Annotated in this window: 17 protein-coding genes; 11 read left to right on the plus strand and 6 right to left on the minus strand. The window is 70.5% G+C overall.

All coding sequences use genetic code 11. From position 1 onward, the window contains the following. Positions 1 to 45 precede the first annotated feature (45 nt). Entirely contained in the window at positions 46 to 1,914 is a 1,869-nt protein-coding gene (locus ACGHC0_RS10270) for an amidohydrolase (protein ID WP_415268142.1), read from the plus strand. A 61-nt stretch (positions 1,915 to 1,975) separates the two neighbouring features. On the opposite strand, the gene ACGHC0_RS10275 is transcribed toward ACGHC0_RS10270, so the two are convergent. Further along, positions 1,976 to 3,592, minus strand: a complete 1,617-nt coding sequence (locus ACGHC0_RS10275) for a surface layer protein NpdA (RefSeq protein ID WP_415268143.1) — start codon at positions 3,590 to 3,592, stop codon at positions 1,976 to 1,978. 341 nt (positions 3,593 to 3,933) lie between these two features. Here ACGHC0_RS10275 and ACGHC0_RS10280 point away from each other — a divergent pair, with 341 nt between their 5' ends. The 3 genes from ACGHC0_RS10280 to ACGHC0_RS10290 all read left to right on the plus strand — a co-directional run bounded on the left by ACGHC0_RS10280 (position 3,934) and on the right by ACGHC0_RS10290 (position 6,239). Continuing rightward, complete coding sequence (locus tag ACGHC0_RS10280; protein ID WP_415268144.1) at positions 3,934 to 4,158, plus strand: hypothetical protein; 225 nt, start codon at positions 3,934 to 3,936, stop codon at positions 4,156 to 4,158. Between the two features lie 136 nt (positions 4,159 to 4,294). Further along, positions 4,295 to 5,203, plus strand: coding sequence for a GGDEF domain-containing protein (locus ACGHC0_RS10285; RefSeq protein WP_415268145.1), 909 nt, complete (start codon positions 4,295 to 4,297; stop codon positions 5,201 to 5,203). A gap of 220 nt (positions 5,204 to 5,423) precedes the next feature. After that, on the plus strand, positions 5,424 to 6,239 hold the full coding sequence (locus ACGHC0_RS10290) for an IclR family transcriptional regulator (RefSeq protein WP_368355127.1): 816 nt from the start codon (positions 5,424 to 5,426) through the stop codon (positions 6,237 to 6,239). Positions 6,240 to 6,260: 21 nt separating this feature from the next. Here ACGHC0_RS10290 and ACGHC0_RS10295 read toward each other — a convergent pair whose 3' ends face one another. The 5 genes from ACGHC0_RS10295 to ACGHC0_RS10315 all read right to left on the minus strand — a co-directional run bounded on the left by ACGHC0_RS10295 (position 6,261) and on the right by ACGHC0_RS10315 (position 11,568). Continuing rightward, positions 6,261 to 7,253: a Bug family tripartite tricarboxylate transporter substrate binding protein gene (locus ACGHC0_RS10295; protein ID WP_368355128.1), complete on the minus strand. Its 993-nt coding sequence runs from the start codon at positions 7,251 to 7,253 to the stop codon at positions 6,261 to 6,263. Positions 7,254 to 7,276: 23 nt separating this feature from the next. Further along, complete coding sequence (locus ACGHC0_RS10300) at positions 7,277 to 7,849, minus strand: tripartite tricarboxylate transporter substrate-binding protein (protein ID WP_415268146.1); 573 nt, start codon at positions 7,847 to 7,849, stop codon at positions 7,277 to 7,279. A gap of 21 nt (positions 7,850 to 7,870) precedes the next feature. Beyond that, positions 7,871 to 8,842, minus strand: a complete 972-nt coding sequence (locus ACGHC0_RS10305; RefSeq protein WP_415268147.1) for a Bug family tripartite tricarboxylate transporter substrate binding protein — start codon at positions 8,840 to 8,842, stop codon at positions 7,871 to 7,873. Between the two features lie 49 nt (positions 8,843 to 8,891). After that, positions 8,892 to 9,527, minus strand: coding sequence for a glutathione binding-like protein (locus tag ACGHC0_RS10310; RefSeq protein WP_368355131.1), 636 nt, complete (start codon positions 9,525 to 9,527; stop codon positions 8,892 to 8,894). A 253-nt stretch (positions 9,528 to 9,780) separates the two neighbouring features. Next, the gene (locus ACGHC0_RS10315; protein WP_368355132.1) at positions 9,781 to 11,568 is read right to left on the minus strand and encodes a sigma 54-interacting transcriptional regulator; all 1,788 of its coding nucleotides are present in this window, start codon (positions 11,566 to 11,568) and stop codon (positions 9,781 to 9,783) included. 250 nt (positions 11,569 to 11,818) lie between these two features. On the opposite strand from ACGHC0_RS10315, the gene ACGHC0_RS10320 reads away from it, so the two are divergent. The 7 genes from ACGHC0_RS10320 to ACGHC0_RS10350 all read left to right on the plus strand — a co-directional run bounded on the left by ACGHC0_RS10320 (position 11,819) and on the right by ACGHC0_RS10350 (position 20,190). Continuing rightward, a complete protein-coding gene (locus ACGHC0_RS10320) occupies positions 11,819 to 13,300 on the plus strand; it encodes an aldehyde dehydrogenase family protein (protein WP_415268148.1) in 1,482 nt (493 codons plus the stop codon). Positions 13,301 to 13,331: 31 nt separating this feature from the next. Further along, complete coding sequence (locus tag ACGHC0_RS10325) at positions 13,332 to 14,099, plus strand: coniferyl-alcohol dehydrogenase (protein WP_368355134.1); 768 nt, start codon at positions 13,332 to 13,334, stop codon at positions 14,097 to 14,099. A 103-nt stretch (positions 14,100 to 14,202) separates the two neighbouring features. Next, positions 14,203 to 16,416, plus strand: coding sequence for a TonB-dependent receptor (locus tag ACGHC0_RS10330; RefSeq protein ID WP_415268149.1), 2,214 nt, complete (start codon positions 14,203 to 14,205; stop codon positions 16,414 to 16,416). 9 nt (positions 16,417 to 16,425) lie between these two features. Further along, on the plus strand, positions 16,426 to 17,205 hold the full coding sequence (locus ACGHC0_RS10335; RefSeq protein ID WP_415268150.1) for an ABC transporter ATP-binding protein: 780 nt from the start codon (positions 16,426 to 16,428) through the stop codon (positions 17,203 to 17,205). Further along, on the plus strand, positions 17,202 to 18,191 hold the full coding sequence (locus ACGHC0_RS10340; RefSeq protein ID WP_415268151.1) for an ABC transporter substrate-binding protein: 990 nt from the start codon (positions 17,202 to 17,204) through the stop codon (positions 18,189 to 18,191). The genes ACGHC0_RS10335 and ACGHC0_RS10340 overlap by 4 nt, the downstream gene beginning before the upstream one ends. Continuing rightward, the gene (locus ACGHC0_RS10345) at positions 18,188 to 19,219 is read left to right on the plus strand and encodes a FecCD family ABC transporter permease (RefSeq protein WP_415268152.1); all 1,032 of its coding nucleotides are present in this window, start codon (positions 18,188 to 18,190) and stop codon (positions 19,217 to 19,219) included. Before ACGHC0_RS10340 ends, ACGHC0_RS10345 begins: the two co-directional genes overlap by 4 nt. A gap of 248 nt (positions 19,220 to 19,467) precedes the next feature. Next, a complete protein-coding gene (locus ACGHC0_RS10350; protein WP_415268153.1) occupies positions 19,468 to 20,190 on the plus strand; it encodes a DUF2325 domain-containing protein in 723 nt (240 codons plus the stop codon). Positions 20,191 to 20,194 lie beyond the last annotated feature (4 nt).

Raw genomic sequence — 20,194 nt, forward strand, 5'->3', positions numbered from 1 at the left:
CGGTATCGTGAACACAACCAACCATGACCGGAGGGAGAAAACACCATGTCCGATAGCGTTTCATTCGGCTGCGCCTGCTGCAGCCCCCGCATGCTGCCTGCGTACCGGCACGACGATGCGGAATGGCAATCCCTGCTCGCGGATGTCGCTGCGCAGGATGGGGCGCGCGGGGCGCCGCAGGCCGTGATCTTCCACGGCGGACACATCCATCCGGATCCGGAGCATCCGGGCAGTAAGGTCGAGGCGATCGGCATCGCCAACGGCAAGGTCATCGTGAGCGGCAGGCTGCACGACGTGCGCAAGGCGATGACCGTGTTCGAACCGCTGGAGCGGCCGCTGTCGGGCGAGCAGACGCTGCTGCCCGGCCTGATCGACGCGCATGCCCACACGCTGACCAGCGCGCTCATCATCGACTGGACGGACCTGTCGCCGTTCGACGGGCAGAACCTGGACACGCACTACGACATCCAGCTGATCGAGAAGCGGCTGCGTGCCGCGGTGAAGGATGCGCAGCAGGCGACGCCGCCGAAGCCCTGGGTGATGGGCTTCGGCGTGGACCCGTCGCTGATGAAGGTCTGGACGGACATCGATGCGAAGTTCCTCGACGGCATCAGCACCGAGGTCAAGATGTTCCTGCTCAATGCATCGGGCCACATCAGCTATGCAAACACGCCCGCGCTGCAGGCGGCGAAGCTCGACAAGGATTTTCCGGACGGCGTGCTCACAGAGCAGCAGTCCGCCGCGATGCTGGTGGCCATGCCGCAGCCGGGCGCGGAGCAGATGCTCGATGGCCTGAAGCGCGTCTTCCAGCAGGCGAACCAGCGCGGCATCACGACGGTGTTCGAGGCGAGCGTCGGGCTGTTGAACGGGCCGAAGGAAGTGACCATGCTCAAGGCCCTGGCGCAGACACCGGCCATGACCGTGCGCATGGGCGGTGCGCTGTACGGCAACAGCAACGACCTGATGACCTGGGTGAACTGCTACCAGCCGGAGCTGTCGAGCGACGGCAACAGCCTGTTCACGATACGCGCGCTGAAGCTGATTTCCGACGGCTCCAACCAGGGCCTGACCGGATTCCAGAGCCGGCCTTACCAGTGCTGCAACGAGCATTCGGTGCCCGGCGTCGGTGCCTGGGGCCTGTTCAATTTCGATCCGGCGCGCAAGCTGGCGGACGTGATGGCCGTGGTGGCCGCCGCGGGCTGGCCCATCCTCACGCACGCCAACGGCGACGAGGCCATCACCAATGTGCTGGCCGCCTACCAGATGGCCCTGAGCAAGGTGCCGCCCCCGGCGCCGACCGAGGTGCCCGCGGCGTCCCTGCCGCAGGCGCCGTCCTGGGCACGGCAGCGGCACCGCATCGAGCATGCCTCGCTGCTGCACGACGACACCATCGGCCTGATGCGGCGCATGGAAATCTCGCCGAGCTTCCTGATCGGCCACGTGGGCTACTGGGGCAAGGCCTTCCAGGACACGATCCTCGGCAAGGACCGCTCCCTGCTGCTGGACCGCTGCGCCTCCGCCCTGCAGGCCGGCCTGCGGATCAGCCTGCACAGCGACCATTTCGTGACGCCGCTCGGGCCCCTGCGCTGCATGGAGCAGGCGGTCGGGCGCGTGATGGAGGCCACCGTGAAACACCCGGCCCACGGCGCTTCGGCGCATGGCGAAGGCAAGGTGCTGAATGCGCCGGAGTGCCTGGACGTGGCCCAGGCGCTGCGCGCCGTGACCATCGACGCCGCCTGGCAGTGCCACCTTGACCACCAGGTCGGCTCGCTGCTGCCGGGCAAGCAGGCGGACCTCGTCATCCTGGCGAAGAACCCGCTGCAGTGGTCGGCACCCCACGCCGCCGGCATGCGCGACATCGGGGTGCTGGAGACCTGGGTGAACGGCAGCAGGGTGTTCGCCGCCGGGCACTGACGCCTGGAGCCTGCGGCCCGCGCCGATGGATGGTCGGGCGGCAGTGCTCTGTCGGGCGCTCTCAGGGCGTCTTGAAGAGGTGGGGGTAGCTCATGCCGTAGTTGGCGGCGATGCCGGGCGTGGCGTTGGGGTTGCTCAGCTTCATGAACGATGCGCCGATGATCGGCAGGCCCTGGGCATCTGGCACCAGGATGCTGGCCCATCCGCTGGTGAAATCGCCGTATATGTATTGCTGGTTGATCGAAGACGCCAGTGCGCTCTTTTGACCGAAGCTCAATACCGAGACGGCGCCGCAGCTTTCGTACTGGACGTTCGTTGGAGGTACAGAGTGGTCGGCCATTATCGATAGGCGGCTGAAAGCCAACATGCCCCAGCTCCTGGACAGGCTGCAGACGCCCTGGCCGACCTGGGTGTTGCCCGCATGGAAATATTGGGGCCCCGAACCGACGGGCGGAACGACGGAATACACCCGCTGACTTGCCGTATCCGACTGGCTGTAATCCTTTGCGACGCTGTATCGCTTGGTGGGGGTGGCCACTACCCAGTCCGTGAGCGCCGAAATCGATGGGTCGAGGACGAATTGGTTCCTGACCTCGCGCGCCGCCATCAGCCGGGAGAGATCGCCGGCAGTCCGGCGCGCGTTCTCTGCGGAAGCCGGCAGGTACATGGGGGTGGAGAGGTCTGGCAGGTCGTTGAACCTGGCTGCCAGCACGGGTGCGGCCGTGGGCTGTGCGGTACTGCCCTGGGCATCCTTGTAGCGGTAGGCCAGCCCCGCGGACACGAGCAGCGGGTCGGCTGTATAGAGCTCGGGCTGTCCCACCACCCCGTCCGTGGGCGGGAACAGCATGTAGTTGCCGCGCGCGGGCTGGCCGGCGATGTCGATGGCCTGGATGGCGGTGGCCGTGCCGGAGAACGTGGTGGAGCCCGGCACGTCGATGATGTACCACGTGGCCGAGACCTGTCCCGTCGGGGTGGCGAGCCCGCGGGAGGCGGCGGCGGCTTCGCCGCTGATGTCGTCCAGCAGGAGCGTGTTGAGGGTTCCGTAGCGCTCGGTGCAGGGCTGGACGCCATTCACTGCTTTGATCAACGTGAACAGGGTCGAGTTGCTGGCCCCGTCGTCGCCATACGCGCGGGCTCCAGGGACGTCGGCCATCACGATGGCTTCGATGGCACCTTCCCGGGTCTGGGCGGCCTTGGTGGATCCGCTCCCCGCGGGGTCCAGGCGGTCCGTGGAGAAGGGCTGAGGCACGTTCCGGGACAGTTGGGGCAACGTGCAGGTGGTGTCGTCCGTGGTCAGTTGCGCTGTGCCGTCGGCACCGGCCGTCACCGCCCCTGTCCAGATGTCGCCGGGCCCCAGCAGCACATGCATGCTCAGCAGCCGGTCGCCGTTGTTGGCGCCGCGGAAGCGCACGTTCACCACCTTGCCGTTGTCCCGGTCCATGTTCACCAGGTGCAGCACGGACATCTGGCCGTTCTGCGCGGTGAAGTAGGGCACCAGCAGGGCATGGCCCGTCTTGCCTTCCACCACCCGGGTGGCGACGGCATTGGTATAGCCCAGCTGCGCGCCGGAGGGCGTGGCGCCGGTTCCGGCGATGACGCCCGCATGGGCTGCGCCGGCGACGGCCAGCGTGCCCAGCAGGGCAGCGGCAGCCCTGGAAACGGGACGGATTCTTTTCATGGTTTCTCCTTGCATGGGTGGTGCCTCCGGGCAGCGGCGTGCCGGCGCAGGCCTGTGGCCTGGCATGCAGCATGTAATGGCTGCCGCGGACGGGCGGGCAAAAATGGCCGAGGTGGCAGGACGCTGAAAGCGCACCTGCATGGGCTTGATGGGGCCTTCTCCCTGGTGCCTGGCTGTTTGTATCTCCGGGCGAGGCCGTGGCAGTCCCCCCCCTGGGTCGGTCTAGCGTAACACCTGGTTTCGTTTCTCCGCGCAATCAGCCCGGGTTGTTTACTTTCCGTTGCATGCGACGAATGCCGAGGTGCGAAGCTTTCCGCTCCACAGAACCCAAGGAGATTCCAATGCACCATACCGATACGCAAGGCCGGATGACCAAGGCACTGTCGCAGCACGCAGCACTGGCTTGTCGGAGCGCCGTGGTGGCTGCCTGCATGCTTCTGGCATGGCCCGCTATGGCGGCGGATTCGTGCTGCCCTTCGGGCGGCAATGGCCAGCCCGCGTCTGGCGAGCCGGGCGGTGGGGCGCCGCAGGCCATCGGGTCTGCCAGCAGCGGGCAGGAGATCTAGGTCATCTCGCAAGCCATCCCGCCGCGCCAACTGCTCCAGTCCGGCGCCGGGGAGCCGCCGGCGCATGCGCGAAGGCCCCGCGGCTATCATCCACCGCATGGCCGAGCTCACCGATGACCGAACGACGAGTGCGTCCTTGCTCGAATTGAACGCCCGGCTCGCGCTCTATTCGATCGACGCCATCGCCGACATGATCATCTGGACCGACCGAGACGGCCGGTACGTCACGGTCAACCGGGCGGCGCAGCAACTGCTCGGGTACACGCCCGAGGAGTTCCGCGGCCTCCGTGTGTGCGACGTGGATCCCCTGTTCAGCGAGGAGCGCTGGCGCAGCCATTGGGCGGACCTGGAGCGCCTGGGGTCGGTGACGCTCGAGACGGTCAATACCCGCAAGGACGGCACCAGCGTCCCCATCGAGGTCACCGCCAGCCTGGTGGTTTTCGATGGCGCCCTGCTCAATTGCTCGGTGGTGCGCGACATTACGGAGCGCCGCCGCAGCGAGGCGGAGCGCCAGGCGCTCAGCGAGCGCATCTACCAGTTGAGCATCACCGACAGCCTGACGGGCATCGCGAACCGGCGCCGGTTCGACGAAATGCTGGGCAGCGAATGCGCGCGCCATGTCCGCAGCGGCGAGCCGCTGTGCGTCGTCCTGATCGACATCGACCACTTCAAGGCCTTCAACGACCATTACGGCCATCCGAGCGGGGACAGTTGCCTGCAGCGCGTCGCCGCCGCGATCGATACCCGCATGCGGTGGCCCTCCGATCTGGCGGCGCGCTATGGCGGGGAGGAGTTCGCCTGCATCCTGCCCGGCACCGGCCTGGACGAAGCATCGGAGATGGCCGAGGGCCTGCGCCGCGCGATCGAGGCGCTGGCCGTTCCCCACGCCGTGGCGGCGTCCGGCCGGGTGACGGCCAGCGTGGGCGCGGTGTGCAGCCGGCATGCCGCGCAGCAGATGCCGGATCGCCTGCTCGAGGCGGCGGACGCCTTGCTCTACCGCGCGAAGCGGGAAGGGCGCAACCGGATCGCGGTCGCGTACCTCTGAGTGATGCTGCAGGCGTGCTCCTGCGATCCGCGCCCGTCCTCCGGCCATCCGCGCTTCGCTAACATGCGGGTCTGGTCGTCGCATTCGAGGGAGGCACAGTTTCATGGCGCAGACAGCGGGGCGCACGTCGCCGCAGGAAAGGGGCCGCCACAAGGGCAGAAGCGTGAGCGCCAGGACGGATGCCGTACCGCCGGCTGCCGGCCGTGTTCGCAGGCCAGCCGTGGCGGAGTCCGTCACCGGGCCCGAAGAGGTGGCCGACGGCGGCACGGGATCGGACGGCGCAGTGCGCTCTTCCGAGTCGAGCCTGTCGCGCCTGCTCGCGACGCTGGGGCTGTTCTCCACGGCCAGGCCGTCGATGATGGCCGACGAGATCGCCGCCGAGCTGGGTGTGCCCAAGAGCACGGCCTACCGGTACATCCAGGAGCTCACGAAGGTCGGGCTGCTGGTGCGGCTGGACCGCAGCATCACGCTCGGCCCCCGCATCATCGAACTGGACCGCTGCATCCGGGAGTCCGATCCGGTGATCCGCGCCGCGGTGCCCCCGATGCGGGAACTGGCGGAGCAGACCGGGCTGGATGTTTTCCTGTCCAAGCTGTATGGCCATTCCATCATCACGGTACACACGGAATCCCACGATCCGCAGCCGCGGCTGCGCTATGGGCGGGGCCGCCCGGTTCCCGTGATGCAGGGGGCCAGTTCCAAGGCGCTGGTGGCGTTCCTGCCGGCCGCGCGGCTGCGCCGGCTGCACCAGGAACTGGCCGGCGAATCCGGCGAGGTGCCCTCCTGGGAGGTGTTCTACGAGATGGCGCAGCGCATACGGCGCGACGGCTACTGCCGCACGTCGGGCGAACTGAACGAAGGCCGGACCGGGGTGTCGGCACCGGTCTTCGGGCGAGGGCGGCTGGTGGTGGCGAGCGTCACGGCGCTGGGCAGCGATGCGCGGATGGCGCTTTTCAAGGAGGAGGCGATCGCCGAGCTGGTGCAGCGCACGGCCCACAGGGTCAGCGTGCGCCTTTCGGCCGACGGGCACCTGTAGCAGGAGGCGTCCAGCGGCCGATCACAGGACGATGTTCGCGCGCCGGACGATCGGAGCGGCGCGCGACAGCGAGCGGCGCCAGATCCCTGCCGCCTCCTCCGGCGTGCTCAGCACCGGCTCCAGTCCCAGCGCCACCATGCGGGCCTGCACCTCGGGCTGGGCGACGATGTCGCGCAGCGCCTTCGCGAGCGCCGTGATCGCCGGCGCGGGCGTGCCGTTGGCGGCGAACACCGCGAACCAGCCGGCATTGCCCATGTCGCGCACCCCCAGCTCCTCGAAGGTGGGTACCGATGGCAGCGAGCGCACGCGCCGCTCCCCCGTGACGGCCAGCGGACGCACCGCGCCGGAAGCCACCATGCCCTCGATGGCGGCCACGGTGAGGAACACTGCGTCCACCTGTCCGCCCAGCAGGTCCGTCAGGGCCGGGGCAGAGCCCTTGTAGGGAACGTGCAGCAGTTCCACGCCCGCCGACTCCGCCAGGGTCTCCCCCATCACATGGGCGGACGAGCCGGCACCGAAGCTGCCGTAGCTCAGGCGGCCCGCCTTCGCGCGGCGCAGGAAGTCCGGCAGGTCCTGCGCCGCGCTGGCGGCGCGCACGGCCAGTACCAGCGGTGCGTTGGCGAGCACGCTCACGATGGAGAAACTGTCCTGCATCGACTTGCCCGGCGCCACGGGCTGACGGGATGCCAGGGCCGCGATCACGTGGGTGGAGTTGCTGCCGAACATGAGGGTATGGCCGTCCGCGGGTTGCTGGAGCACGCTGCGCGCGGCGATCAGACCGTTCGCCCCTGGCCGGTTGTCGATGACCACGGCAACACCCAGCGGGGCCTGGAGCTTCTGCGCGATCAGCCGGGCAATGGTGTCGGTGCCGCCACCCGCGGCGAAGGGCACGACGAGGCTGACCGGCCGGTCCGGCCATGGCGCAGCCCGCGCGGGGACTCCGTGCGCGGTGACCAGGGCGGCCAGGATGCCGAGGGTTCCGCGGCGGGAAAGGCGGGAGGAAGGAGATGGCATGGGGGATTCCGGCGGGTGAAGGGTCATTCGGGACGGATCTGCCGTTCCCTGACGATGCGGGCATAGGTGGCGCGGCCATCTGCGATCCGCGCGGTCATTTCGCCGGGCATGCTGTAGGCCGGGGTGAAGCCCTGCGGGCCGAACGCCCGTGCCACGGGGCCGGACGCCAGCGCGGCGCGCATGGCCGTGTTGAGGCGGGCCACGATGTCCGGTGGTGTTCCGGCCGGCGCCAGCAGGCCGAAGAAGCCCAGGATCGTCAGTTCGGGCAGGCCGGCCTCGGCGGCGGTGGGGGTATCGGGCAGTGCCGGATCGTGCTGGTCGCCGGTGGTGAAGAGCGGGACGAACTGCCCGGCGCGCAGGGCGGCCGTGAGGCTGCTACCGCTGCCCCACAGCAGGGTGTAGCCGTCCGGCCGGGCCTGCGCCGCGGCCTTGGTTCCGATGCGTCCGCCTGCGCCGGAGCGGTTTTCGACGATCACGGGCTGCCCGAGCTGTGCGCCCAGCGCCTGGGCCACCGCCCGGGCCGATACGTCGGTGGACCCTCCGGGCTCGAGGGACACGACGGCAGAGCGCACGGCGGGAAAGAGTCGGCGGATCATGGCGGTGCCTCGGGTGGTGTATCAGTCCAGCGACAGGCTGGCCTGGCGGGCCACGCGCCGCCATTTCTCCAGTTCCGCCTGCAACTTGCGGGTGAATTGCGCGCCGTCAGTGGCGGTCACGGCCACGCCGCGCGCATCCAGCCGGGCCTGCATGTCGGGCGCGTGGATCACCTTGTCCAGCGCCGAGGCCAGTGTCTTCACGATGTCGGCAGGGGTGCCCGCGGGAGCGAACATGCCCATCCATCCCTCGGCGGCCACCGTGCCGTAGCCCAGTTCCTGGAGTGTGGGCAGATCGGGCAGGGACGCCAGCCGCCGGGGGGATGGCGTGGCCAGCGCGCGGAGCTTGCCGGCCTTCAGCTGCGGCAGCACCACGGCGGCGGTATCGAAGGTGAAGTCCACGTCGCCCGCCAGCAGCGAAGCCATCGCCTGCTGGCTGCCCTGGAACGGCACGTGGGTGGCCTGCGCGCCGGTCGCATGGAGGAACAGCTCTCCTACCAGGTGGTTGGTCGATCCCATGCCGAAGGAGGCGTAATTGAGCTGGCCGGGCCGTGCCTTTGCCGCAGCCACGAGATCGGGCAGAGTCCGGATCGCCGATGTCGCCGGCACGGCGAGCACGAACCCCACGCTGCCCACCTCGGCGATCGGCTCGAAATCCCGCAGCAGCTCGTAGGGCGCCGTCTTGCGGGTGACGGGGTTGATCAGCAGTTCGGCGCCGGTGCCGAAGAGCAGGGTATAGCCGTCCGGCCTGGCGCGGGCCACCGACTGCGCTCCGATCACGCCGCCGGCGCCCGCCCGGTTTTCGACGACCATGGCCTGGCCCAGTTCCACCGACAGTCTCTCTGCAATGAGCCGCGCCGCTCCGTCGGTGCCCCCGCCCGGTGGGAATGCCACCACCATCCGGATCGTGGTGTCGGGGTACCCGCCGGCCAGGGTGGGCGCAGGGGTCGCGGCGGCCAGGCAGGCGAGAAGCAGCAAGCGGCGGAGCGGGCGCATGGTGTCGGTCCTGTGGATCAAGGGGGCCAGGTGTATGCGGAGCGGTGGTTCAGCGTGCAGCCGCCGCCCGTTCCCGTTCGCCCTGGGCCGCTGCTGCGGCCTCGGCCGCCATGACGGCGGGCCGGCCTCCGCAGCGGGCCAGGTAGGCCTCCAGGCGGGGCCAGCCGCCGGTGTCGATGGCGTGGGCTCGCGTCCACATCGCGATCGTGTAGCAATGCGCATCGGCCAGAGTGAAGGTGCTGCCGGTGAGGTAGTCGTGCCCGTCGAGCTGGCTGTCCAGCCACCCCAGTCTGGCCTGCAGATAGCCGCGCGCGATTGCCTGGTATTCCGGCGGCGTCACGGCCTTGAACAGCGGCATGAAGCCGCCCTTGTGCAGGTCCGCGGCGACAAAGCTCATCCACTCCAGCACCCGGTAGCGCGCCAGCCCGGCCGCGGGCAGCAGCGTATTGCCGGGGCACTGGTCCGCCAGGTACTGCGTGATGACGCAGCCCTCGCTCAGGTGCTGGCCGTCGGGCAGTTCAAGCGCAGGCACCGTGCCCTTGGAGTTGATGCGCAGGTAGTCGGTGCCGTCCTGCAGCCGCTTCGTCTTCATGTTCACCCACTCCAGATCGAGTGGCAGCTGGAGCTCGCGCGCGACGATGTCCACTGCGAGCGAGCACCCCCTCACTTCGTGATAAAGCTTCATGGCAGGCAACCCTTTTGGCAGATTAAAAATTGCTGAATTACTGCTATGCGATAAATGTGCCAATCAATGGATGCGAAGAATACTGGTGTAAACACCGAAGAAATGGACGATACGCACGGTGAAGGTGCATGCAGGCACGCTGGGCATGCCGTGCAGCGGGCCTCGCGGCTGATCGCTCCAAGGTGGTGATTTTTCTGTATTGCGGGAAAAGACGGCTCGCCAGCGCCGCGCGGGCAGGCAGGGCCCTGCGGATTCAGCGCCGCTGGCGGCCCACGGCCAGGCCGTGCCGCCGGGCGCGGTACAGCAGCGTCGCCCGTGTGATGCCGAGCAGCCGCGCCGCAGCTGCGGCATTGCCTCCGGTCCTCCGCAGGGCATCGGACATGAGCGCGGCCTCGGCGGCGTCCAGCGTGCCGGCGGCGGACGTGGCGTCCGGCTCCCCGACGGCCTTCCATCCTTCGGCCAGCCGGCTGCCGTCCCCGAGGGACAGCACGCCCGTGGGCAGCGTCTCCCCGCCCCGGAAGAGGTGGTGCACGTCGATGGCCTCGCCGTCGTTCACCATGATGACGGCGCGCTCGACCAGGTTCTGCAGTTCGCGGATGTTGCCGGGGTAGCCGTAGTGGAGCAGGGCCTTCACCGCGCGTTGAGTGAAGCCGGGCGCATCGCGTCCGTGGCGCTCGCGGTAATGGGCGAGGAAGTGCTGCATCAGCAGCGGAATGTCGTCGCGCCGCTCGCGCAGCGGCGGCAGGTGGATGGGAAACACGTTGAGCCGGTAGAACAGGTCGGCGCGGAACTGCCCCGCGCGCACGGCCTCGCGCAGATCCACGTTGGTGGCTGCGGCGACGCGCACGTCCACCTTCAGCGTGCGGGTGCCGCCCACGCGCTCGATCTCGCCCTCCTGAAGCGCGCGCAGCAGCTTGCCCTGGGCCGCCAGCCCCAGGGTGCCGATCTCGTCCAGGAACAGGGTGCCGCCATCCGCCCGCTCGAAGCGCCCGGGCCGCGAGGCGCCCGCGCCCGTGTACGCGCCGCGCTCCACGCCGAAAAGCTCGGCCTCGACCAGCGTGTCCGGAATGGCGGCGCAGTTCAGGGCCACGAACGGGCGCTGCGCACGGCCGCCTTCGCGGTGCAGGGCCCGCGCGAACATCTCCTTGCCGACGCCGGATTCGCCGGTGAACAGCACGGTGGCCTGGGTGGGGGCCACGCGGCGCACCATGTGGAAGGCCGCATTGAAGGCGGAGGAGGCCCCGATCAGGGTACCGCCCCCAGGCCCCGCGTGTGCCGCCGCAGCGCTGGCGGGCGGACGCCACGCCGGGGCAGGCGCGCCCGGTGCCGTCGGCGCGGCGCCGCCCAGTTGCAGGTGGCGCAGGTCGTCCTGCACGTCGCCGCCCCAGCGCTCGAGCGTGCGGCCCACCACGCGGCAATGGGCATCGCCCGCCGAGCGGCACTGGATCTCCCGGAACAGGATCAGCCGGCCGAACAGCGTGCTGACGTAGCCGGTCGCATAACCGGTCTGCATCCAGCAGGCCGGCGAGCCGGTGACGCCGTAGGCCGCGATGTGCTCGTCGTCCTCGCTGGCGTTGTGCCAGAGGAATTCGCCGTCGTAATCGCCGGTGTCCGCGTCGTAGCGCACATGCACCACCTCCACCTGGACCACACCCTCCAGCGAATGCAAGCGCGTGCCTGCGACCGCGGCCACCGCCGGATCGGCATCCGGCCACTGACGCCGCACCAGTTCGGCATCGCGCACGCCCGAAAGGTAGCCGGTGCGCGTGAGCAGGCCCCTGGCCGCGTCCAGGCCGATGCTCTCGATGAGTTCCCGCCGCAGCGATCCCAGCGCCTGGGCATGCATCAGCACCATGCGCTGGTCCTGCAGCCAGATGCGGCCGTCGCCGGGCGAGAAGAACAGGCACTCGCTCAGGTCGGCCACGGTGGGATGGCTGTCGGCATCGACCTCGCGCAGATCGAAGCGCCAGCCACCGGAGGTGGACCGCCGGCCGGCCGTTCCGGCCAGTTCCGCGAGCGAGATGCGGGCGGGGCGGGGCATCTTTTTTTGTCTGTCTGCATTCATTTTCGACATCCGGAAATGCGTGCCAGCATAACTTTGGAGATGCCAAAAGGTGCATCGACCGATGCCGGCCATGCATCAGGGAAACCACCGAGATTCCCTCGCGGCCGATGCCGCCGCCCACCCCGCCCACGCTTGCGGCGGGCGGCGCTGGTATGCGCATTGCGCTGTCGGTGGCGGCGCGGGCGGTTCCGCCGCGCGCCTTTTTCCATCTTCAGAGGAGACAGACATGGGTTCATCCGAACACGCGCACCTGGCCTGGGCCCGGCCGGAGTGCTGGGACGGCGCGGCCTTCGACGGCGGCTGGTCCACCCGGCTCGCCGGGCGCCAGGAGGTCATCGAGCCGGCCACCGGCCGGCCGCTGTGGGGGACGGGGATCGCGGACGCCGCCGACATGCAGGCTGCCATCGGCCGCGCCCACGCCGCGCAGCCGGCCTGGGCCGCCACCGGGCCGCGCGAGCGCGCCGCCATCCTTTTCGCCGCCGCCGGCCTGTTCGAGCGGCACCTCGATGAACTGGCCCTGGCCGTGGCCCGCGAAACCGGCGGCATCCTGCCCAAGGGCCAGCTCGAGGCGCGCGAGGCGGCCACCCTGTGCCGGATCGCCGGAGGCATGCCCCTGCAGGCGCAGGGGCAGGTGCTGCCGTCCACGCCCGGCCGGTTGTCGATCGCGCGGCGCGTGCCGCACGGCGTGGTGGGCGTGATCTCGCCTTTCAACTTCCCGCTGGTGCTGGGGCTGCGGTCGGTGGCGCCGGCGCTGGCGCTTGGCAATGCGGTGGTCCTCAAGCCCGACCCGCGCACCCCGGCCGCCGGCGGCTACCTGCTGGCCCGCGTGTTCGAGGAAGCGGGCCTGCCCGCCGGCCTGCTGCAGGTGCTGCCCGGGCATGCCGAAGCCGGCGAGGCACTGGTGGCCGATCCGCGCGTGCCCATGATCGCCTTCACCGGCTCGCCTTCGGTGGGCCGGCGCATCGGCGAACTGGCGGGGCGCCATCTCAAGAAGGTGTCGCTGGAGCTGGGCGGGGCGAACAACCTGGTGATCCTGGAGGATGCGGACCTGGACGCCGCCGCGAGCGCGGCAGCCTTCGGTGCCTGGTTCCACCAGGGCCAGATCTGCATGGCCGCCAATCGCGTGCTGGTGCACGCCTCGATCGCGCCGGCCATCCGGGAGCGCCTCGTGGCCAAGGCCCGGCACCTGCCGGTGGGCGACGGCGCCGGTGGGCAGGTGGCTCTCGGGCCGATGATCGACGCCCGGCAACTGGCGCGATTCGATGCCATCGTGCAGGACACCGTGCGGCAGGGCGCCACGCTGGAGGCTGGCGGCACGCACGACGGCCTGTGCTATCGCCCCACGGTGCTCTCGGGTGTGCGGCCCGGCATGCGCAGCTTCGACGAAGAACCCTTCGGGCCGCTGGTGAACCTCGTCACCTTCCAGACCGACGACGATGCCGTGACCCTGGCCAACCACAGCGAAGGCGGCCTGGCCGCGGCGGTGATCGGCCGCGACGTGGCGCGCGCCATGGCGCTGGCCCAGCGGCTCCATGCCGGCATGGTGCACGTCAACGACCAGACGGTGAATGACGAATGCACCAATCCCTTCGGCGGCCCGGGCCTGGGCGGCAACGGCAGTTCGGTCGGCGGGCCCGCGGACATCGACGAATACACCCGCTGGCAGTGGATGACCGTGAAGGCCGCGCCGCCGGCCTTCCCGTTCTGAAGACAACGACAACCACCAGGAGACAGACACCATGCAATTCCACGGCAAAACCATCGTCATCACGGGCGTGAGTTCCGGCATCGGCAGCGACACCGCCAAGCTGCTGCGCGGGCAGGGCGCCCGCGTCATCGGCATCGACCGCAACGATCCGGCGCTCACGCTGGACGGGTTCGTGAAGGCCGACCTGTCGGCGCCGGAGGCCATCGACGCCGCCGTGGCACGGCTGCCCGGCCGCATCGATGCGCTGTGCAACATCGCGGGGGTGCCGGGCACCGCGCCCGCGGACCTCGTGGCGCGGATCAACTACCTGGGGCTGCGGCACCTCACGCAGGCGCTGCTGCCCCGCATGCCCGAGGGCGGCAGCGTGGTGAACGTGGCCTCCATCCTGGGGGCCGAGTGGCCGCAGCGGCTGGAGCCGCACCGTGCGCTCGCGGCCACCCCGGACTTCGCTGCGGGGCAGGCCTGGCTGGCGGAGCACCCCGTGCCCCAGGAAACCTGCTACCAGTACTTCAAGGAGGCGCTGATCGTCTGGACGCTGACGCAATCGCAGGCCATCTTCATGGGGCGCGGCGTGCGCATGAACTGCGTGGCGCCCGGCCCGGTGATGACGCCCATCCTGGGCGACTTCGTGCGGATGCTCGGCGACGAGCGTGTGCGCAAGGATGCCCACCGCATGAAGCGGCCCGCCTTCAGCGACGAAGTGGCGGCCGTGATCGGTTTCCTGTGCAGCGACGCGGCGCGCTGGGTGAGCGGCGTCACACTGCCCGTGGACGGCGGGCTGGCATCGACCTACGTCTGACGCCGCGCGAGCAGGGCATTATTTTTGTTAATGCAACACGATTGCGTTAACATCGGCGACAGCGGCACCATGGTGCGTGCCCGCGCTTCGCCGACAATATTCCATGCCTCTCTCTTCCGTCTCCGGGCCCCGCGCGTGGGCTGTCCTGCTGGGTACCGTGCCCGTGGCTGCCATGGCGCAGTCGTCCGCTTCCGGGCCGTCGCCCACCCAGTTGCCGCCGGTGGAGGTGCGCGAGCGCGCAGAAACGCCGCGCCTCGCCCAGCCTGCCGCCGCGGCGTCGCGCCTGGGGCTGACCGTGCGCGAGACGCCGGCCTCCATCGACGTGGTGCCCCGCGAGATGCTCGCCGAGCGCGGGCTGCGCACGGTGTCCGAGGCCGCGCAGGCGGCCGTGGGCGTGCTGGCGGGGGATTTCCCTGCGGAGCCTGCCGCGTTCTCCATGCGCGGCTTCGCCAACAGCCAGATCAACACCCTCTACAACGGCATCAAGATCGGTCCGCCGAACATGACCTCGCGCGTCATGGGCACGGCGAATCTCGAGCGCGTGGAGTTCCTGAAGGGGCCCGCGTCGCTGATGTCGGGCGAGGGCGCGGCCGGCGGCGCGGTGAACTTCGTCACGCGTGCCCCGCACCGCGGCCCGGTCGAGACCGAGGTGACCGCCGCGGCGGGATCCTTCGGCGAGCGGCGCCTGTCCTTCGGCACCGGCGGCACCACGGCCTGGAAGGACGTGGACTTCCGCCTCGACGCGAGCGGTTCCGACAACGACGGCTACGTGCGGGACACGGGCCAGCGCCTGTGGCACCTGTCGGGCGGCCTGGACTGGTACCTGCAGCCGGGGCTCAAGCTGTTCGTCGCGGCGGAAGTGCAGCGCGACCGCGGCCATCCGTACTGGGGCACGCCGCTGGTCTCCGCGGCTGCGCCGGGCATCCAGCCGCAGCGGGGCGTCGTGTCCGGGACCTACACCTCGGGTTTCAACGGCAGCGTGCTCTCGCCGGTGGCCATCGACGGCCGCACGCTGCGCACCAACTACAACGTGCTGGACAATCGCAACGAAGCGCGCGAGACCTGGCTGCGCACGGGCGTGGACTGGCGCATCGACGCCGCGTGGACGCTGCGCAGCCAGTTCTACCGCTACACCGCCACGCGCTCGTGGCTGAACAACGAGGTGCTCGCGTTCAATACCGGCACCGGCCTGGTGGACCGCGAGCGTTTCTTCGTGGCGCAGGACCAGACCACGACCGGCAACAAGACCGAGCTGCAGTGGGACGGTCGCCTGGCCGGCCGGGAGAACCGCTTCGTCGCCGCGCTGGAGCTGAGCGATACCGACCTGGACCGGCCCGGCGCCGCCAACTTTCCCGGCGACAGCGTGTCGCTGCTGTCGCCCGACCGCGGCTTCTACGGTCCGCTGGTGCAGCAGCGGCAGACCACGCAGTTGCGCAATGCGGCGATCGCGCTGGAGGACCGGCTGCGCATCACGCCCGCCGTGGCCCTCATTGGAGGCCTGCGGCACGAATCCATCGAACTCGATCGCACCTCCACCGACGCGGCGGGCGCAGCGCGCCGCGGCTTTCCCTACGGCAAGACCTGGCACCCGACCACCGGTCGGCTGGGCCTGACCTGGGAGCCCGCGGCGGGCACCATGCTCTATGCCCAGGCCGCGACCGGCGCCGACGTGGCCGCCAACAACATCTTCCTGCTCGGACCCGCCCAGCCGCTGGAGCTCACCCGGGCGCGCAACGCCGAGGTGGGGATCAAGCAAGGCTTCTGGCAGGACCGCGGCGAATGGACGCTGGCCCTCTACGACGCCGAGCGCCGCAATGTCTATGCGGGGCAGGGCGGCCAGTCGCTGGCGCGCGCCGGTGCGCTGCATTCCCGCGGCGCGGAGCTCTCCCTGGCCCTGCGGCCCGCGGCCGCCTGGAGCGTCTGGACGCAGCTGGCCTTCAACCGCGCGCGCTACGATGATTTCGTGCTGGCCAACGGCACGTCCTTCTCCGGCAACACCCCGCCCAACACGCCGAAGGTGATGGCCAGCGTGGGCGCGGCCTACCGCTTCACCGCGGGCCTGCCGATGCAGGTCTCGGCCTCGCTGCGTCACGTGGGCGAGCGCTTCCACAGCGACGCCAACACGGTCCGCCTGTCGGCCTACCGCGTGATCGATGCCGCCTGGAGCGTGGACGTGGCCCCGGGCACCCAGCTCACCCTGCGGGGCCGCAACCTGGCCAACAAGGTCTATGCCGCCTGGGCGGATCCGTTCTACCCGGACCAGATCCTGCTCGGCGCGCCGCGCAGTTTCGAGCTGTCCCTGCGCTGGACGCTCTGATCGCGGGCAATGGACATGGTCGTGGCATTGCAGGCCGAAGGCCTCGGATGGAAATCGCCTCGCGGCGACTGGCTGCTGCAGGACGTGGGCCTGGAAGCCGGGCGTGGCGAGTGCGTGGCGCTGGTCGGGCCCAACGGCGCGGGCAAGAGCACGCTCATGAAGCTGCTCGCAGGCCGCATGGCGCCCTCCGCGGGGACGGTGCGCTGGGGTGGCCGGGACATGGCCGGCTGGCCGGCGGGCGAACGGGCGCGCAGCGTGGCGGTGCTGGGCCAGGACGATGTGGCGCAGGGCAGGCTCCGGGCCCGGGACTACGTGGCGCTCGGCCGCCTGCCGCACGAGGGCCGCATGGCGGCCGCCGACCATGCCCGCGCCGTGGACGATGCGATGCGCACCTGCGGCGTGCATGCCCTGGCGGAGCGCCCGCTGGGCAGCCTGTCGGGCGGGGAGCGCCAGCGCATGCACCTGGCCCGTGCGCTGGCCCAGGCCCCGGAACTCCTGCTGCTCGACGAACCCACCAACCACCTCGATCTGGCGGCGCGCGCGGACGTGCTGTCGCTGGTCCGCGGCCTCGGCATCACCGTGGTGGCCGTGCTGCATGAACTGGCACTGGTGCCGGCGTTCGCCGACCGGACCTGGGTGCTGCAGGCCGGCCGCCTCGTCGCCGAGGGGCCGCCCGCCCGGGCACTGGGCGCGGAATGCGTGGCGAAGGTGTTCGGGATGGAGCTGGTGCACACGCAGCACCCCCGGCATGGCGGCACGCTGTGGTCGTTCGAACGCGAGGCCGCATGACCGTCCGGGGGAGAAGAATCGCTGCCCTGGCGCTCTCCATGGCGCTGGCGCAAGTGGCCGCGGCGGCGGATGCTCCCCCGCCGGATGCCGGCTCCGCGTTCCCCGTGACGGTGTCCAACTGCGGGGAGCCGCTGCGCATCGAAAGGCCTCCGCGCCGGCTGGTCGTGCACGACATCAACATGACCGAAATGGCGCTCGCCCTCGGCCTGCGCCCGGCGCTGGTCGGCGTGACGGGCATCACCGGCTGGTACAAGCAGCCCGGCGAGGCGCTGCTGCGCACGCTGGACGGAGTGCCCGAACTGGCGCCCAAGTACCCCACGATGGAGACGCTGGTGGCGGCGCGGCCGGACCTGTTTTTCGCGGGCTGGTACTACGGCATGCAGCCCGGCGGCGAAGTGACCCCCGCCACGCTCGCGCGGCGCGGCATCCAGACGCTGGTGCTCACCGAAAGCTGCGCGCAGAACCAGGCGGACAAGCCCCGTGCGACCATGGACCTGCTCTATGGCGACGTTCTGCGCCTGGGCCAGGTGTTCGGCCGCACCGCGCAGGCGCAGCGCCTCGTGGAAGGCTGGCGCGCGCGCGTGGCCGCGGCCAACCGTCCCGCGCTGGGGCGCCGGCCCGGCGTCTTCGTCTATGACTCCGGCGAGGACAAGCCCTTCACCGCCGGCCGCGCCGCCATGCCCACCGCGCTCATCGATGCCGCGGGCGGGCGCAACGTGCTGGACGACCTGCCCATGAGCTGGGGCAGCGCCGCCTGGGAGGCCGTGGCGCAGCGCAACCCGCAGTTCGTGATCCTGCTGGACTACCAGAACGGGCAGGGGCCGGACCATCTGGAACGCGTGCTGCGGGAGCATCCCGCCATGCGCCTCACGGATGCCGTGCGGGAAGGGCGCTTCATCGTGCTGCGCTATGCCGAGCTCACGCCCGGGCCGGCCAACATCGGGGCGATCGAAAAGATCGCGCGGGTACTGCGGGGCGTGCGGTGAACGCGCCGGGAACCGCGCATCCGGCGCGCTCGCGGCGCTGGATGCCCGGCCTGCTGGGGCTGGCGCTCGCGGCGCTGGCCCTGCTGTCGCTCAAGTCCGGCGGGGTGGATGTCGGCTGGCAGGACGTGTTTTCCGCCCTGGGTGCCAGCGCGGCTGACGGCACGGGCGCCATGGCGCAGGCCATCGTGCGGGATCTGCGCCTGCCGCGCGTGCTGCTCTCCATGGCCGTGGGCGCGGCGCTCGCCCTCGTGGGCAGCCTGCTGCAGACGACGACGCGCAACGACCTGGCCGACCCGTTCCTCTTCGGGCTGTCGTCCGGGGCATCTGCCGGCGCCGTCGCCGTCATCACCCTGGCCGGGAGCGCGCTGGGCATGTGGACGCTGCCGCTGGCCACCTTCGCGGGGGCCCTGGTCGCCGCCGGGGCCGTGCTGCTGATCGTGCAGGGGGGCCAGGGCCAGGGGCCCGCGCGGATCGTGCTGGCCGGTGTGTCGGTGTCGTTTCTCTTCGGGGCACTGACCCACGCGCTGATTTTCGCGGGAGACCAGCGCGCAGCCCATTCCGTCGTGTTCTGGTCTCTGGGCGGGCTGGGCCTCGCCCGCTGGGACAACCTCTGGCTGGCCGGTGCGGGACTGCTGGCCCCGGCACTGTTCATCGCACGGCGCCACCGGGCGCTCGATGCGCTGCTGGCGGGGGACGACACCGCCCACAGCCTGGGTGTGGAACCGCAGCGGCTGCGCCGCCAGGCCTTCGTGGTGGCGGCCTTCGCCACCGCCTGCTGCGTGGCGCTCACGGGCCTCATCGGATTCGTCGGACTCATGGTGCCCCATCTGGCACGCCGCATGGCCGGGCCGCTGCACCGCGCATCCTCCATGGCGGCCGCGGCCCTGGGCGCCGCGCTGCTGCTGGCCAGCGACCTTGTCGCCCGGTCGCTGCTGGGCGCGCAGGAACTGCCCGTGGGCATCGTGACTTCGGGGCTGGGGGCGTGTTTCGTGATCGTGCTGCTGCGGCGCGGCAGCAGCACCATGTGAGCCTCGACAGGGCATCGCAAAAAAAGCCTGGCTACGCGGGCAAACCGTTGGCTGGCAAAAACGACCCTTGGGACCTGGTGAAGGTCCGGAGTCGCCCCACGATGAAACCTGTCTGGGCGGCTGCCACACAGTGCGGTGGGGCAGCGATTGACGGCAGTGTAGCATTAAATGAGAATGCTTATCAATACATTCTTTTGCCGGATGGTCATTGCCATGGCCGCCGGCCATGCCTTCTGGAGGGACGTTGCATGGAAGGTTTTCCTGGACCGGTGCTGGATGAGCATCGAGCGCTGCTGGCGGAGTACGGGCGGGCGCAGCAGCGCTGCAGCCGGGACCTGGCGGAGCAGGCGCGGCAGATCGAGGCACTGCAGGCCGAAGTGGTGAGGCTGCGTGCGCGCGCGCTCGTGGCGGAAACCGCGCTGGCGTATGCACAGGAGGATCGGCGATGCCAGGAGGACGCACTGCCGGGCCTGGGCCGCCGCCGGGCCCTGGCCCGGCAGGTGGAGGGACTCACGCAGCGGCTGCAGGGCCTGATGCGGGAAGTGCTGCACTGGCAGTGGCGCGCGGCCGCGCGGGCCGGTGCGACCCATGCCGCCGGAGCGGGGAAGGGCGCGGCCTCGCGGTCGGTACCGGACGGCCCGGCTCCGCAGGCCGTGGTGTGCATTGCGCGCGGGCCCGGTGGAGCGCTGGTGGCCCAGCCTTTCGGCCCGGGGCAGTCTCCCGCCCCGGGCGATGCCGGAGAGGCCGTCACGGCTTCCTGCCTGCCCGGCGATGCGGCGGCCTTCGAGGCCAGCCTGCGGGCCGCGGATTTCGTGATCTGCCAGACCGGCTGCGTGGGCCACGATGATTACTGGCGCGTGCAGGACCACTGCCGCCGCACCGGCAAGCCCTGCGTGCTGGTGGACCAGCCGCAGGTGGTGCATGTCATGAGGGGCCTGTCGCGGCCGGCTCCGGCCGTGGCCGAAGGCTGAGACC

This window comes from Acidovorax sacchari (genome assembly GCF_042847045.1).
GTDB classification, from domain to species: domain Bacteria; phylum Pseudomonadota; class Gammaproteobacteria; order Burkholderiales; family Burkholderiaceae_C; genus Paracidovorax; species Paracidovorax sacchari.

Excerpts from the sequence above, each read along its gene's own strand:
- ACGHC0_RS10340 (WP_415268151.1), top strand. The coding sequence starts at position 17,202 with ATGACCGTCCGGGGGAGAAGAATCGCTGCCCTGGCGCTCTCCATGGCG.
- ACGHC0_RS10335 (WP_415268150.1), top strand. The coding sequence starts at position 16,426 with ATGGACATGGTCGTGGCATTGCAGGCCGAAGGCCTCGGATGGAAATCG.
- ACGHC0_RS10350 (WP_415268153.1), top strand. The coding sequence starts at position 19,468 with ATGGAAGGTTTTCCTGGACCGGTGCTGGATGAGCATCGAGCGCTGCTG.
- ACGHC0_RS10280 (WP_415268144.1), top strand. The coding sequence starts at position 3,934 with ATGCACCATACCGATACGCAAGGCCGGATGACCAAGGCACTGTCGCAG.
- ACGHC0_RS10315 (WP_368355132.1), bottom strand. The coding sequence starts at position 11,568 with ATGCCCCGCCCCGCCCGCATCTCGCTCGCGGAACTGGCCGGAACGGCC.
- ACGHC0_RS10325 (WP_368355134.1), top strand. The coding sequence starts at position 13,332 with ATGCAATTCCACGGCAAAACCATCGTCATCACGGGCGTGAGTTCCGGC.
- ACGHC0_RS10275 (WP_415268143.1), bottom strand. The coding sequence starts at position 3,592 with ATGAAAAGAATCCGTCCCGTTTCCAGGGCTGCCGCTGCCCTGCTGGGC.
- ACGHC0_RS10295 (WP_368355128.1), bottom strand. The coding sequence starts at position 7,253 with ATGCCATCTCCTTCCTCCCGCCTTTCCCGCCGCGGAACCCTCGGCATC.
- ACGHC0_RS10320 (WP_415268148.1), top strand. The coding sequence starts at position 11,819 with ATGGGTTCATCCGAACACGCGCACCTGGCCTGGGCCCGGCCGGAGTGC.
- ACGHC0_RS10310 (WP_368355131.1), bottom strand. The coding sequence starts at position 9,527 with ATGAAGCTTTATCACGAAGTGAGGGGGTGCTCGCTCGCAGTGGACATC.
- ACGHC0_RS10330 (WP_415268149.1), top strand. The coding sequence starts at position 14,203 with ATGCCTCTCTCTTCCGTCTCCGGGCCCCGCGCGTGGGCTGTCCTGCTG.
- ACGHC0_RS10305 (WP_415268147.1), bottom strand. The coding sequence starts at position 8,842 with ATGCGCCCGCTCCGCCGCTTGCTGCTTCTCGCCTGCCTGGCCGCCGCG.
- ACGHC0_RS10300 (WP_415268146.1), bottom strand. The coding sequence starts at position 7,849 with ATGATCCGCCGACTCTTTCCCGCCGTGCGCTCTGCCGTCGTGTCCCTC.
- ACGHC0_RS10270 (WP_415268142.1), top strand. The coding sequence starts at position 46 with ATGTCCGATAGCGTTTCATTCGGCTGCGCCTGCTGCAGCCCCCGCATG.